Source organism: Lelliottia wanjuensis, assembly GCF_030238365.1.
GTDB classification, from domain to species: Bacteria; Pseudomonadota; Gammaproteobacteria; order Enterobacterales; family Enterobacteriaceae; genus Enterobacter; species Enterobacter wanjuensis.
This window is the reverse complement of record NZ_JASSOT010000059.1, coordinates 42,359-58,892: the sequence shown is the minus strand read 5'-3', so window position 1 is coordinate 58,892 and position 16,534 is coordinate 42,359. Positions and strand designations below refer to the sequence as shown.

Annotated in this window: 16 protein-coding genes; 12 read left to right on the top strand and 4 right to left on the bottom strand. The window is 60.0% G+C overall.

Annotated features, from left to right (window positions below; all coding sequences use genetic code 11):
• Positions 1–57: 57 nt before the first annotated feature.
• The 7 genes from rhaD (at position 58) to rhaM (ending at position 7,163) form a co-directional block, all read left to right on the top strand.
• Positions 58–888, top strand: coding sequence for a rhamnulose-1-phosphate aldolase (gene rhaD / locus QQF33_RS11220; protein ID WP_282492166.1), 831 nt, complete (start codon positions 58–60; stop codon positions 886–888).
• A gap of 84 nt (positions 889–972) precedes the next feature.
• On the top strand, positions 973–1,959 hold the full coding sequence (gene rhaS, locus QQF33_RS11215) for a rhamnose ABC transporter substrate-binding protein (RefSeq protein ID WP_285146470.1): 987 nt from the start codon (positions 973–975) through the stop codon (positions 1,957–1,959).
• A 100-nt stretch (positions 1,960–2,059) separates the two neighbouring features.
• The gene (locus QQF33_RS11210) at positions 2,060–3,571 is read left to right on the top strand and encodes a sugar ABC transporter ATP-binding protein (RefSeq protein WP_285157822.1); all 1,512 of its coding nucleotides are present in this window, start codon (positions 2,060–2,062) and stop codon (positions 3,569–3,571) included.
• The gene (locus tag QQF33_RS11205; protein WP_285157821.1) at positions 3,571–4,575 is read left to right on the top strand and encodes an ABC transporter permease; all 1,005 of its coding nucleotides are present in this window, start codon (positions 3,571–3,573) and stop codon (positions 4,573–4,575) included. The genes QQF33_RS11210 and QQF33_RS11205 overlap by 1 nt, the downstream gene beginning before the upstream one ends.
• The gene (locus tag QQF33_RS11200) at positions 4,572–5,576 is read left to right on the top strand and encodes an ABC transporter permease (protein ID WP_285146467.1); all 1,005 of its coding nucleotides are present in this window, start codon (positions 4,572–4,574) and stop codon (positions 5,574–5,576) included. The genes QQF33_RS11205 and QQF33_RS11200 overlap by 4 nt, the downstream gene beginning before the upstream one ends.
• A 127-nt stretch (positions 5,577–5,703) precedes the next feature.
• Entirely contained in the window at positions 5,704–6,852 is a 1,149-nt protein-coding gene (gene fucO / locus QQF33_RS11195; protein WP_285157820.1) for a lactaldehyde reductase, read from the top strand.
• Entirely contained in the window at positions 6,849–7,163 is a 315-nt protein-coding gene (gene rhaM, locus QQF33_RS11190) for an L-rhamnose mutarotase (RefSeq protein WP_285146465.1), read from the top strand. The genes fucO and rhaM overlap by 4 nt, the downstream gene beginning before the upstream one ends.
• A 52-nt stretch (positions 7,164–7,215) precedes the next feature.
• Here rhaM and QQF33_RS11185 read toward each other — a convergent pair whose 3' ends face one another.
• The 4 genes from QQF33_RS11185 to QQF33_RS11170 form a co-directional block, all read right to left on the bottom strand.
• Positions 7,216–8,472, bottom strand: a complete 1,257-nt coding sequence (locus QQF33_RS11185) for an MFS transporter (RefSeq protein WP_285157819.1) — start codon at positions 8,470–8,472, stop codon at positions 7,216–7,218.
• A gap of 44 nt (positions 8,473–8,516) precedes the next feature.
• A complete protein-coding gene (locus QQF33_RS11180; RefSeq protein ID WP_285157818.1) occupies positions 8,517–10,640 on the bottom strand; it encodes an alpha-galactosidase in 2,124 nt (707 codons plus the stop codon).
• 104 nt (positions 10,641–10,744) lie between these two features.
• The gene (locus QQF33_RS11175; RefSeq protein ID WP_282492175.1) at positions 10,745–11,740 is read right to left on the bottom strand and encodes a substrate-binding domain-containing protein; all 996 of its coding nucleotides are present in this window, start codon (positions 11,738–11,740) and stop codon (positions 10,745–10,747) included.
• Positions 11,741–11,760: 20 nt separating this feature from the next.
• On the bottom strand, positions 11,761–12,309 hold the full coding sequence (locus QQF33_RS11170) for a helix-turn-helix domain-containing protein (protein ID WP_095284012.1): 549 nt from the start codon (positions 12,307–12,309) through the stop codon (positions 11,761–11,763).
• Between the two features lie 102 nt (positions 12,310–12,411).
• On the opposite strand from QQF33_RS11170, the gene QQF33_RS11165 reads away from it, so the two are divergent.
• From QQF33_RS11165 to QQF33_RS11145, 5 genes are all read left to right on the top strand, one after another.
• Positions 12,412–13,071: an AzlC family ABC transporter permease gene (locus QQF33_RS11165; protein WP_285146463.1), complete on the top strand. Its 660-nt coding sequence runs from the start codon at positions 12,412–12,414 to the stop codon at positions 13,069–13,071.
• Complete coding sequence (locus tag QQF33_RS11160; protein ID WP_282492178.1) at positions 13,071–13,394, top strand: AzlD domain-containing protein; 324 nt, start codon at positions 13,071–13,073, stop codon at positions 13,392–13,394. Before QQF33_RS11165 ends, QQF33_RS11160 begins: the two co-directional genes overlap by 1 nt.
• A gap of 185 nt (positions 13,395–13,579) precedes the next feature.
• Positions 13,580–14,026, top strand: a complete 447-nt coding sequence (locus tag QQF33_RS11155) for a PTS fructose transporter subunit IIA (protein ID WP_285157817.1) — start codon at positions 13,580–13,582, stop codon at positions 14,024–14,026.
• Positions 14,027–14,037: 11 nt separating this feature from the next.
• Positions 14,038–15,483, top strand: a complete 1,446-nt coding sequence (locus QQF33_RS11150) for a PTS fructose-like transporter subunit IIBC (protein WP_285157816.1) — start codon at positions 14,038–14,040, stop codon at positions 15,481–15,483.
• Positions 15,473–16,534 (top strand): aminopeptidase, encoded by a 1,062-nt coding sequence (locus QQF33_RS11145; RefSeq protein WP_285157815.1) that lies wholly within the window; start codon positions 15,473–15,475, stop codon positions 16,532–16,534. Before QQF33_RS11150 ends, QQF33_RS11145 begins: the two co-directional genes overlap by 11 nt.

The following is a 16,534-nucleotide window of genomic DNA, read 5'->3' as shown; positions in this document are numbered from 1 at the left end:
GGAGAGGGTTAGGGTGAGGGCATCAGGCCTCGCCGAATTAACAGGAACATGAACACTATGCACACCATCACCAACGCCTGGTTCGTCCAGGGCATGATCAAAGCCACCACCGACGCCTGGCTGAAAGGCTGGGACGAGCGCAACGGCGGCAACCTGACGCTGCGCCTCGACGATGCCGATATCGCACCGTTCGAAGCCGATTTCCACCAGAAACCGCGCTATATCGCCCTGAGCCAGCCGATGCCGCTGCTGGCCAACACGCCGTTTATCGTCACCGGTTCCGGCAAATTCTTCCGCAACGTCCAGCTCGATCCAGCCGCCAATTTAGGCATCGTAAAAGTGGACAGCGACGGCGCGGGCTACCACATTCTTTGGGGGCTGACCCACGAAGCGGTACCGACCTCTGAGCTTCCGGCGCACTTCCTCTCCCACTGCGAGCGCATCAAGGCGACGGACGGCAAAGACCGCGTGATCATGCACTGCCACGCGACCAACCTGATCGCCCTGACCTATGTGCTGGAAAACAGCACCGATTTCATCACCCGCAAACTGTGGGAAGGCAGCACCGAGTGTCTGGTGGTGTTCCCGGACGGCGTGGGCATTCTTCCGTGGATGGTGCCAGGCACGGATGAAATCGGCGAAGCCACCGCGCAAGAGATGCAGAAACATTCCCTGGTTCTGTGGCCATTCCACGGCGTGTTCGGCAGCGGCCCGACGCTGGATGAAGCGTTTGGCCTGATCGACACCGCCGAGAAGTCGGCGGAAGTGCTGGTGAAGGTCTATTCCATGGGCGGAATGAAGCAGACCATCACTCAGGAAGAGCTGATTGCGCTGGGTAAACGCTTCGGCGTCACCCCGCTGAAATCGGCGTTAGAGCTGTACAAATAACAACATCGCGCCCCGCTCATTGAGACGGGGCGAAAAAACACCTGCAAACCCTACACATGTCATCTATCTAGTGGAGTAAAAGCAATGAAAACAAAGATAAGCTTAATCCTCACCGTTGCCGCTCTGGCGTTGTCCGGTTCCGCACTTGCAGAAGTGAAAATCGCCCTCGTGGCGAAATCTCTCGGAAATGGATTCTTCGAGGCAGCGAACGTTGGCGCGCAGGAGGCGGCCAAAGAGTTGGGTGATGTGAAAGTGATTTATACCGGCCCGACCACCACCACCGCCGAAGCGCAGATCGAAGTGCTGAACGGCTTGATCGCTCAGGGCGTGGATGCGATCGCCATCTCCGCTAACGATCCCGATGCGCTGGTGCCGGTGCTGAAAAAAGCGATGCAGCGCGGGATCAAAGTGGTTTCATGGGATTCCGGCGTGGCGAAAGCCGGGCGTCAGATCCACCTCAATCCCTCCAATAACGCGCTGATCGGTGAAACCAACGTCAAGCTGGCCGCCGAGGCGCTGAAAGCATTGAACGTCGACAAAGGTGAAGTGGCCGTTCTGAGCGCCACCCCGACCTCCACCAACCAGAATACCTGGATTGCCGAGATGAAAAAGGTGCTGCCGCAGTACCCGTCCGTCAATCTGGTGACCGTGGCCTATGGCGACGATCTCTCGGACAAGAGCTACCGCGAAGCGGTCGGCCTGCTGAAAACCTACCCGGATCTGAAAGTGATCGTCTCCCCGTCGTCGGTTGGGATCGTGGCCGCTGCGCAGGCGGTGAAGGATCAGGGCAAGATTGGCAAAGTGTACGTCACCGGCCTTGGCCTGCCGTCTGAAATGGCCGGCGCGGTGAAATCCGGGGCGAGCAAAAGTTTCGCCATCTGGAACCCGATCGACCTGGGCTACGCCGCCACCTATTTAGCCGACGATCTGGTGAAAGGCACCGCCACCAAAGACGAAGCCAGCATGGGCAAACTGGGCAAAGTGAAGCTCGATGCCGACGGCAGCGGCGCAATGGCCGAGCCGTTCGTCTACGATGCGAGCAATATTGATAAGTTCTCAAAAATCTTCTGATGTGTTTTGTAGGCCGGATAAGCGTAGCGCCATCCGGCAAAACGGCGGGTGGCGCTGCCGCTTACCCGCCCTACAAAATCCCCTTTGATGGAGAACTCTCATGACCGCATCCACCCCGCTGCTGGAGCTCAAGGGCATCACCAAGGTTTTCCCTGGTGTACGCGCCCTGGAGAACGTGCAGCTTGAGCTTTGGCCCGGCAAAGTTACCGCCCTGATCGGCGAGAACGGCGCGGGCAAATCGACGCTGGTCAAAGTGATGACCGGGATTTACCAGCCCGAAGAGGGCGAAATCCTCTATAAAGCGATCCCCATTCATCTCCCGACGCCGGAATCGGCGCATAAAGTCGGGATTACCGCGATTCATCAGGAAACCGTGCTGTTCGATGAGCTGTCGGTGACCGAAAACATTTTTGTCGGCCAGTACCTGCACAAAGGCTTTTTCAAAAAGCTCGACTGGCCAGAGATGCACCGCCGGGCGCAGGAGATCCTCACGCGCCTCGAGGTGCAAATCGATCCGCGCGCGACGCTCAAAACCCTGAGCATCGCTCAGCGGCATATGGTCGCCATCGCCCGCGCCCTGTCGTTCGAGGCGCAGGTGGTGATCCTCGACGAACCCACCGCCGCCCTGTCGCAGCACGAAATCCTTGAGTTTTATCAGATCGTTGAGCGCCTCAAGCAGGAGGGGAAAGCCATTCTCTTTATCTCGCACAAGTTCGACGAGATTTTTGAGCTGGCAGACCACTACACCATTTTGCGCGACGGCGTATTCGTTGGCGCGGGGGCGATCAACGACATCACCGAAGAGCGGATGGTGGCGATGATGGTGGGCCGGGCGATCACCCAGACCTTCCCGAAAGTGGCGTGCGAAAAAGGGGCGACGGTGCTGGAGGTGAAAGACCTCTGCCACCCGACCGAGTTCGCGCACATCTCGTTTTCTCTGCGCAAAGGCGAAATCCTCGGCTTTTACGGGCTGGTCGGCGCCGGGCGGACCGAACTGATGCAGGCGCTTTCCGGCGTCACGCGCCCCTCTTCCGGCGAAATCGTCCTCAACGGCAGCGCGCAGCATTTCCGCCAGCCTGCCGACGCCATCCGCGCGGGAATTGTCTGCGTGCCGGAAGAGCGGCAAAAGCAGGGGGCGATTATCGAGCTGTCGATTGCCCAAAACATCAGCCTGCCGCAGCTGAGTAAACTCAACCCCGGCGGCGTGTTGAACCAGGATCGCGAATGGGCGCTGGCCGATGAGTATGCCCGGCGCTTGCAGGTCAAAGCCTTTAGCTGGAAACAGCCGGTCGAGACGCTCTCCGGCGGCAATCAGCAAAAGGTGGTTATTGGCAAATGGCTGGCGACGCATCCTGAGGTGATCATCCTCGATGAGCCGACAAAAGGCATCGATATTGGCTCGAAAGCGGCCGTTCATCAGTTTATGTCCGAGCTGGTCGGCCAGGGGCTGGCGGTGATCATGGTCTCGTCGGAACTGCCCGAAGTGATGGGCATGGCCGATCGCATCATCGTGATGCACGAGGGGCTGATGGTGGCGGAATACCCGGCAGGCGGCGCGACGGCGGAAACCATCGTCAGCGCGGCCAGCGGCGCAAAACAGGAGGCCGCGTAATGTTCAAGTCACTCCTGAAACACCGCGAAGCCCTGCTGGGCGGGGTCATCGTGCTGATGATTCTCGCCATCGGCAGCCGGGTGCCGTCGTTTATCGCACCGGGAAATCTGGTGGAGATGTTTAACGATACCTCGATTCTGGTCATCCTCGCGCTGGGCCAGATGATGGTCCTGCTGACCAAAGGCATCGACCTGTCGATGGCGGCCAATCTGGCGCTGACCGGGATGATTGTCGCCCTGATTAACTTCCACTACCCCGACGTGCCGGTCTGGGCGCTGCTGTTTCTCGCCACCGCCCTCGGCCTGCTGATGGGGGTCATCAACGGCCTGCTGGTGTGGAAGCTAGGGATCCCGGCGATTGTGGTGACGCTCGGCACCATGAGCATCTATCGCGGGATTATCTTTTTACTCACCGGCGGCGGCTGGGTGAACTCCAACCAGATGGGGGCGGATTTCCTCGCTCTGCCGCGCGCCTCCCTGCTCGGCCTGCCGGTGTTGAGCTGGTGTGCGATTGCCGCCCTGCTGCTGGTCGGCTATTTCCTGCGCTACAGCCGCACCGGACGCGCCCTTTACACCGCGGGCGGTAACGCCACGGCGGCGTATTACACCGGGATCAACGCAGGAAAAATGCAGTTCGTCAGCTTCTGCCTCTCGGGCGCGCTGGCCGGATTCTGCGGCTATCTGTGGATCTCACGCTTCGCCGTGGCCTACGTCGACGTTGCCAACGGCTTTGAGCTGCAGGTCGTCGCCGCGTGCGTGATCGGCGGCATCAGCACCATGGGCGGCACAGGCCGGGTGTTGGGCTGTCTGTTTGGCGCGCTGTTCCTTGGGGTGATCAACAACGCCCTGCCGGTGATCGGCGTCTCGCCGTTCTGGCAGATGGCGATTTCCGGAACGGTGATCGTGATTGCGGTGCTGCTCAATGAGCGCGGCAATAAACGCAAAGGGCGGTTAATCCTGCGCGATGCCGCCCTGGCGCGGCAGAAACAGGCGGTGAACTCATGAGCAAAATGATGACTACCGAAGAGATCAAAAACCAACCGACTTCCACGGGGATTTTCCAGCGCCTGCTGTGCTGGGAGGGCTTCCTGCTGGCGGTCACGCTGGCGGTGTTTATCGTCAACGCGATGGCCTCGCCCTACTTCCTCGATATCTGGAACCTGTCGGATGCCACCTTCAACTTCACCGAAAAGGCGATCATCGTGCTGCCGATGGCGATGCTGATTATCGCCCGTGAAATCGATCTGTCGGTGGCGTCAACCATCGCGCTCAGCTCCACGGCGATGGGCTTTTGCGCGGCGGCGGGGGTGGATACACCGCTGCTGGTCTGCGTGGGATTAGGCGTCGGGCTGCTGTGCGGACTGTTCAACGGCTTTCTGGTGACGCGCTTTAACCTGTCGTCGATCGTGATCACCATCGGCACCATGAGCTTGTATCGCGGCATTACCTACATTTTGCTCGGCGATCAGGCGCTGAACAGCTGGCCGGAGAGCTTCGCCTGGTTCGGGCAGGGCTACGTGTGGGGCGCGCTGTCGTTTGAGTTCGCGCTGTTTATCGTCCTGGCGGCGGTGTTTGCCTTCGTGCTGCATCGCACCAACTTCGGTCGCCGGACTTACGCCATCGGCAACAACCCGACCGGGGCGTGGTATTCGGGCATCAACGTAAAACGTCACAACCTGCTGCTGTTTGCGCTGGTCGGGCTGATGTCGGGCCTGGCCTCGGTGCTGCTCACCTCACGCCTCGGGAGCACGCGCCCGACCATTGCGATGGGCTGGGAGCTGGCGGTGGTGACGATGGCGGTGCTCGGCGGCGTCAATATTCTCGGCGGGTCCGGCAGCATGGTGGGCGTGATTATCGCCGCCTTCCTGATGGGGCTGGTGACCTTTGGCCTGAGCCTGCTCAACGTGCCCGGCATTGTGATGTCGGTGATCATCGGCGCGATGCTGATTGTGGTGATTTCGCTGCCGATTATGACTCGCCGGATGTTGCAGCGAAGACGGATTTGATGCCCTCACCCTAACCCTCTCCCACAGGGAGAGGGGACTGCTCGGTGCGGCCTTTCACCCTCTCCCTTGGGGAGAGGGCTGGGGTGAGGGGCAAGGATTTCCCAAAAAATCATTAAGGAGAATTATCATGAGCTTTATGTTGGCACTGCCGAAAATCAGCCTGCACGGTGCAGGCGCTATCGGCGATATGGTTAATCTGGTGGCGAGCAAACAGTGGGGCAAAGCGCTGATCGTCACCGACGGCCAACTGGTCAAAATGGGCCTGCTCGACAGTCTGTTCACCGCTCTGGACGCCCATCAGATGTCATATCACCTGTTTGACGAAGTGTTCCCGAATCCGACGGAAGCGCTGGTGCAAAAAGGCTTCGCGACGTATCAGAGCGCCGAATGTGATTACGTGATCGCCTTCGGCGGCGGCAGCCCGATTGATACGGCGAAAGCGATTAAAATCCTCACCGCCAACCCTGGCCCGTCGACCGCTTATTCTGGCGTCGGCAAGGTGAAAAACGCCGGTGTGCCGCTGGTGGCGATCAACACCACGGCAGGCACCGCGGCGGAGATGACCAGCAACGCGGTGATCATCGACAGCGAGCGCCAGGTGAAAGAGGTGATTATCGACTCGAATATCATTCCGGATATCGCCGTGGACGACGCCAGCGTGATGCTCGATATTCCCGCCTCCGTCACCGCCGCAACGGGTATGGATGCCCTGACCCACGCCATCGAAGCCTATGTTTCCGTTGGCGCGCACCCACTTACGGACGCCAACGCCCTGGAGGCGATTCGCCTGATTAGCCTCTGGCTGCCGAAAGCGGTCGACGAGGGACACAACCTCGAAGCGCGCGAGCAGATGGCCTTCGGCCAGTATCTGGCGGGCATGGCCTTTAACAGCGCCGGTCTGGGCCTGGTTCACGCCCTGGCGCATCAGCCGGGCGCGACCCACAACCTGCCGCACGGCGTGTGTAACGCCATCCTGCTGCCGATCATCGAAAACTTTAACCGTCCGAACGCGGTGGCGCGTTTTGCCCGCGTGGCGCAGGCGATGGGCGTGGAGACACGCGGCATGAGCGACGAAGCGGCCAGCATGGAGGCGATCAACGCCATTCGCGCCCTGAGTACCCGCGTCGGCATTCCTTCCGGGTTCAGCAAACTCGGCGTCACCAAAGCCGATATCGAAGGCTGGCTGGACAAAGCCCTCGCCGACCCGTGTGCGCCGTGCAACCCGCGCACCGCCAGCCGCGACGAAGTCCGCGAGCTGTATCTGGAGGCCTTATGATCCGCAAAGCTTTTGTGATGCAGGTAAACCCGGACGCCCACGAGGAGTATCAGCGCCGCCACACCCCCATCTGGCCGGAGCTGGAGTCGGTGCTGAAAGACCACGGCGCGCACCACTACGCCATTTATCTCGACAAGGAACGTCACCTGCTGTTTGCGACCGTGGAGATTGAATCGGAAGAGCGCTGGAACGCGGTGGCGAATACCGACGTGTGCCAGCGCTGGTGGAAACACATGCGCGACGTGATGCCCGCCAACCCGGATAACAGCCCGGTGAGTGCGGAGCTGAAAGAGGTGTTTTTCCTCGAGTAAGGTGTTGTGTGATTGCCGGGTGGCGGCTGCGCCTTACCCGGCCTACGAAAGATTATGCTGCCGCCCTTGCGGCAGCGATTTCCTGCCTGCTGCTCAGCGTAAACGCCGAGATTACCGTCACCGCCAGCACGAAGCATCCGAGCATCAGATAGGTGTCCTGGAAACCGATCCGGTCATACATATTCCCGGCGAACGCCGAAAGGAAAATGGCGGCCGACTGTTTGGCAAAGTTAAAGCCAATCAGATAGATGGTCGCTGACAGACGGGTATCAAACACGCCGGTGATGTATTTAAACGCCCCCACCAACAGGAAGGGTACTTCCAGCGCATGGAGCATTTTCAGGGCGATCACTTCCACCACGGTGGTGGCGAAGGACGAACCGATAATGCGCGTCGCCATAATCAGCCCGGCAATCAGCAGGGTGTTTTTCGCGCCGATGCGGTTAATGATCCACGGCGAGCAGAACATGATGATCGCGTTACACATTTCCCCGGCCGTGGTCGCAAAACCAAAGGCGCGCGTGCCCTCTTCCGGCGTCGCAAAGAACGATTTGAAGAAGGTGGCAAACTGCTGATCGAAGACGTCATACACGCAGGCCACGCCAATCACGTACAGAATAAACATCCACATTTTGCGCTGACGGAACAGGGTGAAGACGGTTTTGGCGGTGATTTGCGGCTGGTTCGCCCCCAGCGCGTTCATCACTTCGGCAGTCTGGTTTGGCTTAGGCTTGGCGACCACCAGCAGAAGCATCAGCAGCAGCGCCGCGCCGGAGCCCATCCAGAAGACATACGACGGATCGATGCTGAACAACACGCCGCCCGTCGAAGCACACAGCCCCCAGCCCAGGCAGCCGAACATCCGCGCTTTGCCGTATTCGAAGAAGCTGTTGCGACTCACGCGCTCGATGTAGGCCTCAATCGCCCCCGATCCCGCCGAGAAGACAAAACCGATATACAGCCCGCCGCTCAGCGCCCCAAGCCAGATATTCATTTTCAGCAGCGGCGCGAAAACGTAGAGGAAGAACGGCGCGAACAAAAAGAGTAAAACCGCGATGATCCACAGCAAGTGTTTTTTCAGCCCCAGCTTGTCGGAAATGACGCCCAGCACCGGCTGGAAGGCAATCGCCGAGAGTGAGATGCAGGAGAAGACAATCCCGGTATGGGTTTTATTCAGGCCGATGATATCCGACAGCCAGATCGGCAGGAACGGAAAGCAGGTGGCCATAATGAAGAAGTAGAGAAAGAAGAACGCCCCGAAAATCCAGAAATTAGGGTTGTCTTTGTGGGTACAGGCAGTCGTGTTCATTATTTTTATCCTCAACTCAGGGCCGGTCGCCCGGCCCATCACCCTTACACGCGTTCAACGCCAATCAGAATGGCGGTTTCCGGGTCCAGAATCGGCAGGACGAGCCCCGCCTGCATCAGCCATTCGCCGCTCACCGTTTGCGGCGCTTCCATCCATGCCGGGAGTTTGCGCATGGTGTGACCCCCTTCGCCGGTCAGGCGGATATTCGGGTGATCGAGCAACGTGATGCGGTACTGCGCGTCTCGCGCCAGGCCCGGCATGCGCAGCGGCATCATCAGGGTGTAATCCGGCATGGCCAGCTGGCTGACGATAAACAGCCCCTGCCGCTGGTCTTCGCTCACTATACCCTGCGCCTGGGTGGTGGCGTCCGGCATATCCACGCGCCACTGGGTGCCGTGGTGAATCACCTCGCGCCACTGTTTGTGCAGCGCGGCATAGCGGCGGTAGCCTTCGCGCTCGTGCTCGTCGACGGTGAGCGGATCCAGCTCCAGCCCCATATGCCCAAACAGCGCCGTCAGCCCACGGAATTCAATGCTGTGCTGGCGGAAGGTGGCATGGCATTTATGATGACCGATATGCGCGCCCATCACCTCCGGCGGGAAGAAGTAGCTCATTCCGCGCTGGATGGTGTTGCGCTCCAGCGCGTCGTTGTTATCGGAGGCCCAGAAGCGATGGCAGCGGGTCAGGACTTCGTAATCAATACGTCCGCCGCCGGACGAGCAGGATTCGAATTCCACGTTCGGGAAGCGCTGACCCAGCGTCTCAAGCAGACGATAATACTGGCGCGTTTGCGCATCGGCGGCGGCTTTGCCGAGATGGCCCGGCTGCACCAGCTCGCGGTTCATGTCCCACTTCACGTAGTCCACCGGGTGCTCGCCCAGCAGCCAGCTCATGCGCTCCAGCAGATACTCGAAGGCTTCAGGTATGTTCAGGTTCAGCACCAGCTGATGTCGCCCCGTCGCCTGCGGATATCCCGGCAGGGCCAGCACCCAGTCAGGATGGGCGCGGTAGAGATCCGAGTCCGGGTTAATCATCTCCGGCTCCACCCAGATGCCAAACTCCATCCCGAGATTTTTGACGTGATTGATCACCGGCATCAGGCCGTTGGGGTATTTTTTCTCGTCGAGCGTCCAGTCGCCGAGGGCGGCGTGGTCGTCGTTGCGCCCTTTAAACCAGCCGTCGTCGATGATGAAACGCTCCACGCCCAGCGCCGCGGCTTCGTCGGCCATGCGCATGATGTATTCCGGATCGTGGTTGAAGTAGATCCCCTCCCAGGTGTTGAGATGCACCGGGCGCGGTTTGTTTTCCGGGAAGCGAATAATATTGTCACGCAGATAGCGGTGGAACTGCTGGCTCATGCCGTTCAGCCCCTGCGCGGAGTAGCTGGCGTAGAGCTTAGGCGTCCAGAGGGTTTCGCCCTCGGCAATCGCCATTTCCCCTGGCAGATAAAGCGCTTCGGCCTGCACGTAGCGGCGGCCATCGGTTTTGACTTCGGCGCGCAGGCGGTGGTTGCCGCTCCAGCCGAGATGCACACCCCACACGTCGCCGTGCATTTCGCCAAACGCCGGCGTGCCGGTCATCAGCGCCGGGAAATGTTCGTGAGAGGTGCGCCCGCGGCGGTTCTCAATCACAAAGCTGTCGTGCTCAAGGGTCAAACGATGCGGCTGGAATTCGCGGATCCAGCGGCCATGAAAGGCCATCACCTCTTTTGCGCGCTCCGAAACCGGCAGCGTCACGGCCAGGCGATCCACCTGCCACGGCTGCGCTCGTAGGTTGGTCAGACCGTGGCGCACCACCAGCACGCCGCTCTCATCGAGGGACAATTCGCTGGTCAGGCGTAGCCCGGCGTGTTCATCTTCTGCGGTAATGGTCAGGCTCTGGCCCTGCTGATCGACAGCTTCGGTCCTGAAAACCGGAGACCCGTCCAGCCCCTGACGGTGGCCTTCGATACCCGGCGCACCGAACAGACCGTGGCCCAGCTCGGCCATCAGCGTCAGCGGAATATCCACATCCAGCCTGCCATTGGCGACAGGGCGAATCAGGCTTTGCGCATCCTGCGGCGAAAAGTGGCGAAGGTGTGGCCCCCAGTAGACAATTTCGGCGAACGGGTGAGTTTTGATCACCACGTCTGTCGTCGGGCTTTCGAGTCGTAAAATGGAATCTTGCATCGGACATCTCCTGTCATCAGATGTCCTGAGTGTTGATCCGAAACGTTTCGGATACCAACCCAAACGTTTCGGATCTGTGATCGACTTTTGAATTTTGCGGAGATTTAGGCCGTCTGGCCCGGTGAAAATTCAGGCTGCCACAGCACCTGCAGCCGGGAAATATCCTCGCCATTAATCAACTGGCGCACCATGTCAGCGATTTGCTTGCCGACGCCCTCGCGGGTGGACTGGATCACTGCCGCCACGTCAGCCTCGACAATGCTGTCCTGCGGCAGACCGTCGTACACCACCAGCGAAACCGCGTCGCTGCCGGTCAGTCGTCCCTGCTGGGCCAGCGCCATGGCGGCTCCGTCACCGTGGGTGTTGCAGTCGGTGACAATCGCGGTGGGCGGGTTGGGCAGTGAAAGCAGCTCCAGCGTCGCGGTATAGCCCGCGCGGCGTGACGGCGGCATGGCGCGCAGCCATTCGCTGGAGAGCCCCGCCTCGCGCAGGGCGTCGAGATAGCCCAGACGGCGCTGGGTGATAAACGCCTGACTGTTGTTTTCGCCTAACAGGGCGATGCGCTGATGGCCTTTGTCGATCAGCCAGCGCGTGGCGCGATAGGTGCCCGCATAGTTATCGAAATCAAACCACGCGTAGGGTTTCGGCAGCTGGCTGCGGCCAAGGGCGAGGAACGGGAAACCGGCGTTTTGCAGCTGCGTGAGGCGCGGGTCCTGATCGAGGGTATGGGCGACAATCAGGGCATCCACGCGGCGACTTTGCACCATGCGCATATAGCTGTGTTTGTCGGCGAGGTCATCGTCGGCGATCAGCAGCAAATCAATCTCATGTCGCGCCAGTTCGTGGCTAATTTCGCCGACCATGTCCATAAACACGCTGTTATTAAGCGGAACCGGATGCACGGGAAACACCAGCCCGACGGCGTCGATTTTGCCCATCTTCAGACGACGGGCAAAGGTGTTCGGTCGATAGCCACGGCGCTGCGCTTCGGCTTCCACGCGGGCGCGCGTCTCGCGAGAAACGTCATCATATCCGTTGAGGGCGCGGCTGACGGTGGTAACCGACAGCCCCAGTTCTTTGGCAATGGCTTTGAGCGACATGATTTCCGTGTCCGAAGAAGTTAGTTTTGTTCCGCTACTAAAAGCGCGTGGGTGTCGGGTTCCAGCGCCTTAAAGATATGCGGCTGATCGGCGGGATAGCAGATGTAATCGCCAGGACCGAGCTCTTCCGGCGCGTCCGTCAGGCCGATCAGCGCCCGCCCCTGGGTGACAATAATGTGCTCCACAGAGCCCGGCGGATGCGGCTGCGAAATACGGTCCGCGCCCGGCTGGGTCATCAGGAGATAGACATCCCGACGCGCGCCCGGCGGGCAGGACGCCAGTAAAATCGCCTGATAGTTCGCCTGCTCGGCAATCACCTTGGTGCCTTCGCCCCGGCGGATCACCTGGGTGGTCGGCTGCTGCGGCTCCAGCAGACGCGCGAAGGGAATTCCGAGCGCCACGCAGAGCGACCAGAGCGTTTCCAGGCTAGGATTGCCATTGCCCGACTCCAGCTGTGACAGCGTGGATTTGGCGATCCCGGCGCGGCGCGCGATTTCCGCCAGCGACAGCCCGGTTCGCAGGCGTTCCCGCACCAGGCTTTTGGCGATCACGCTGATTGGCTGCGTCATAAAACGGCCTCTTGTTCTATAAATCGAACGAATCGTTCATCTTGAAAAACGAAAGTGATGCGTTCATTATAATGGAATCTCGTTCGATATGGCTAAAATTGTATGAAGAACTCCCTCTCCTGCCTGAAAGGCGACACGATAAAAGCGATCGTGCTGGTGTGCCTCGCCGTCGGCGTGGTCGGCATGTCCTACGGCTCGCTGGCGATGGCTTACGGCTTCCCGGTGTGGGTGCCGTTTTTACTCTCGATTACCGTCCTCGCGGGCGCGTCAGAATTTATGTTTATCGGCATCGTTGCCAGCGGCGGTAATCCCCTTGCGGCAGCGGCGGCGGGTCTGCTGGTCAACGCCCGCCACGTACCGTTCGGCGTGACGGTGCGGGAACTGGTGGGAAAACGCGGCCTGAGCTTCCTCGGCTGCCACATCATGAACGACGAAAGCGTGGTGTTTGGCCTGTCGCAAAAAACGCCCGAGCAGCGCAAAGCCGCCTACTGGCTGTGCGGTATGGGCGTGGCGATCGTCTGGCCGCTCGGCACGCTGTTAGGGGCGATGGTCGGCAAACTGCTGCCCGCGCCGGAAACCATCGGTCTCGACGCCGTATTCCCGGCGATTTTGCTGGCGTTAGTGGTTCCGGCGTTTAAAAACCGCACCACGCTGATTCGCGCCTGCAGCGGCGCGGCGCTGTCGCTCGCCGCCGTGCCGTTCGCGCCGGTCGGTTTGCCGGTGTTGTTGTCATTGCTCGGTCTCGCCGCGAGGAAGAAATAATGGGAAATATGACGGTCTTTATCCTCGGCATCGCGATTTTGTCGGCGGGCACCTATCTGATGCGCCTCGGCGGGGCGAAACTCGGCAGCCGCCTGGCGCTGTCCGAGCGTTCGCAGGCGTTGCTCTCAGATGCGGCAACGGTGCTGCTGTTTTCCGTGGCGCTGGCTACCACGTTTTACGAAGGCGACCATTTTGCCGGTATGGCGCGCGTGCTCGGCGTGGCCTTTGCCGTGTTCCTGGCCTGGCGCAAAGTGCCGCTGATCCTGGTGATTATCTCCGCGGCGGTAGTGACGGCGCTGCTGCGGGTGGCCGGAATCCATTGATAAAACACATTCCCTGATGATGAAAGATTCATCAGGGAAAGATCACGCCACAGAATGTGGGTTCGCCCACAAAACGCCCCTTTGATTCCCTGCTGTGTTGTCACATCGCGCTGACATATTCCCTCTCATAGCCCCCGCCTTGCCCTCGTAGAATGGCTGCAGACATTTTCTGCTGGAGTGGCACCATGGCTCTACTGACTTCCCACTGCATTAACCTCGATATTCACGGCAACAGCCCCTATTCCGTGCTGAAAGCCCTCTCCGATATGGCCTTTCAGAACGGTTTTATCACCGATCGCAGCGCCTTTTTGCAGACGCTGTTACTGCGCGAAAAACTGCATTCGACCGGGTTCGGATCCGGCATCGCCGTGCCGCACGGCAAGAGCGCGACCGTCAAACAGCCCTTTATCCTCTTCGCGCGCCAGACGGCGGGCGTGGAGTGGAAAGCCAGCGATGACGAGCCCGTCACCTGCTGGATCTGCCTCGGCGTGCCGCAGGAGGGCGAGGACGATCAGGTGAAAGTGATCGGCAGCCTGTGTCGCAAAATTATCCACGCCGATTTTATCGCCCAGCTCAAACAGGGCGATGCCGACCAGATTCTGGCGCTGCTCAGCCAGACGCTCAGCCAATAGAGGGGTTACCCATGGAAAAATCCTTACGCCTGGTGGCGATCACCAACTGCCCGGCAGGCATTGCCCACACCTACATGGTGGCCGAGGCGCTGGAGCGCAAAGCGCGCGATCTGGGCCACAGCATTCAGGTGGAAACCCAGGGGTCGAGCGGGGTTGAGAATCACCTGAGCGACGCCGCCATTCACGCCGCGGATTATGTGATTCTGGCGACCGGCCGCGGCCTGAGCGCCGATGACCGCGCGCGCTTTGCGGGCAAGCAGGTTTATCAGATTCCGATCTCCCAGGCGCTAAAAAATATTGACGCCATTTTTGAACAGTTATCCACGCAATCACAGCTTTTCACCGCCGATAGCAGCGTGAAGCTGGGCAAACAGGATGTGCAGCAGGGCAGCGTAATGAGCCATCTGATGGCAGGCGTGTCGGCGGCCCTGCCGTTTGTGATTGGCGGCGGTATTCTCGTCGCCCTCGCCAATATGCTGGTGCAGTTTGGCCTGCCGTATACGGATATGGCGAAGGGCGCGCCGTCGTTTACCTGGGTGATCGAGTCCATCGGTTATCTGGGATTCACCTTTATGATCCCGATTATGGGCGCCTACATCGCCCTGTCGATTGCCGATAAACCGGCGTTCGCCCCTGCCTTTTTGGTCTGCTATCTGGCGAACGACAAAGGGCTGCTCGGCACTCAGTCCGGCGCGGGTTTTCTCGGCGCGGTGGTGCTGGGGCTGGCGATCGGTTATTTCGTACTGTGGTTCCGCAAGGTGAAACTGGGCAAGGCCCTGCAGCCGCTGCTCGGGTCGATGCTGATCCCCTTTGTCACCCTGCTGGTGTTTGGCGTGCTGACGTATTACGTGATTGGCCCGCTGATGTCCGACCTGATGGGCGGCCTGCTGCATTTCCTCAACACCATTCCACCGTCAATGAAGCTCGGCGCGGCCTTCCTGGTCGGCGCAATGCTGGCCTTTGATATGGGTGGCCCGGTCAACAAAACCGCGTGGTTCTTCTGCTTCTCCCTGCTGGAAAAACATATCTACGACTGGTACGCCATCGTCGGCGTGGTGGCCCTGATGCCGCCCGTCGCGGCAGGGATTGCGACCTACCTTGCGCCGAAACTCTTCACCGCGCAGGAGAAAGCGGCGGCCAGCAGCGCGATTGTGGTGGGCGCGACCGTCGCCACCGAACCGGCGATTCCTTACGCCCTCGCCGCGCCGCTGCCGATGCTGACCGCCAATACCCTGAGCGGCGGTATCGCGGGGATGCTGACGATTTCATTTGGCATTCAGCGCCTGGCGCCGGGGCTGGGCGTATTTGACCCGCTGATCGGCCTGATGTCTCCGGGGGGTTCCTTCTATCTGGTGCTGGCCATCGGCCTGGCGCTGAATGTTTCGCTGATTATTTTACTGAAAAGCTGGTGGCTGAAGCGTCAGGCCGCTCGTCTGGAGATGTCCCATGAACATTGAGCTACTGAAAAACCTGTGCGCTTGCAGCGCTGTCAGCGGGGATGAGCAGGAGGTGCGCGATGTGCTTATCCACACCCTGGAAAAACACGCCGATGAAATCCGCTTTGACGGACTGGGGAGTTTTATCGCCCGCAAAGGTTCGCGTGGCCCGAAAGTCGCCATCGTCGGGCACATGGACGAAGTGGGCTTGATGGTCACCCATATCACCGACGAGGGTTTTATCCGCTTCGACACCATCGGCGGCTGGTGGAGCCAGTCGATGCTCAATCATCGCGTGACCCTTCGCACCCGCAGCGGACGCAAAATCCCCGGCGTGATTGGCTCTGTCGCGCCCCATGCGTTGAGCGAAAAACAGAAGCAGCAGCCGATGACCTTTGACGAGATGTTTGTCGATATTGGTGCGAACAGCCGTGAAGATGTCGTCAAACGTGGCATCGCGATGGGAGATTTTATCAGCCCGGAAGCCAATTTCGCCCAATGGGGCGAGGACAAAATCGTCGCCAAGGCGCTGGATAATCGCGTCGGCTGTGCGCTGATGGCGGAGCTTTTCCAGCGCGTTGATAACCCGAATATCACCCTTTATGGCGTCGGGAGCGTGGAAGAAGAGGTGGGTCTGCGCGGGGCGCAAACCTCCGCCGAGTCGATTAAACCGGATGTGGTGATTGTGCTGGACACCGCCGTGGCGGGCGACGTGCCGGGCATCGACGCGGTGAAATATCCGCTCAAACTCGGTCACGGGCCGGGAGTGATGCTGTTCGACAAACGCTATTTCCCGAATCAGAAACTGCTGGCGGCGCTGAAAGCGAGCGCCGAAAAACGGGAAGCCGCGCTGCAATTTAGCACCATGAAAACCGGTGCCACCGACGGCGGGCGGTATAACGTGATGGGCGGAGGCCGCCCGGTGGTGGCGCTTTGCCTGCCGACACGTTACCTGCACGCCAATAGCGGTATGATTTCGGCAACGGATTACGACGCGGCACTCACCATTGTGCACGAGCTGTTGATGTCCCTCGACGAGGAGCACGTCGCCGCGTTTACGCAGTTTCGCTAA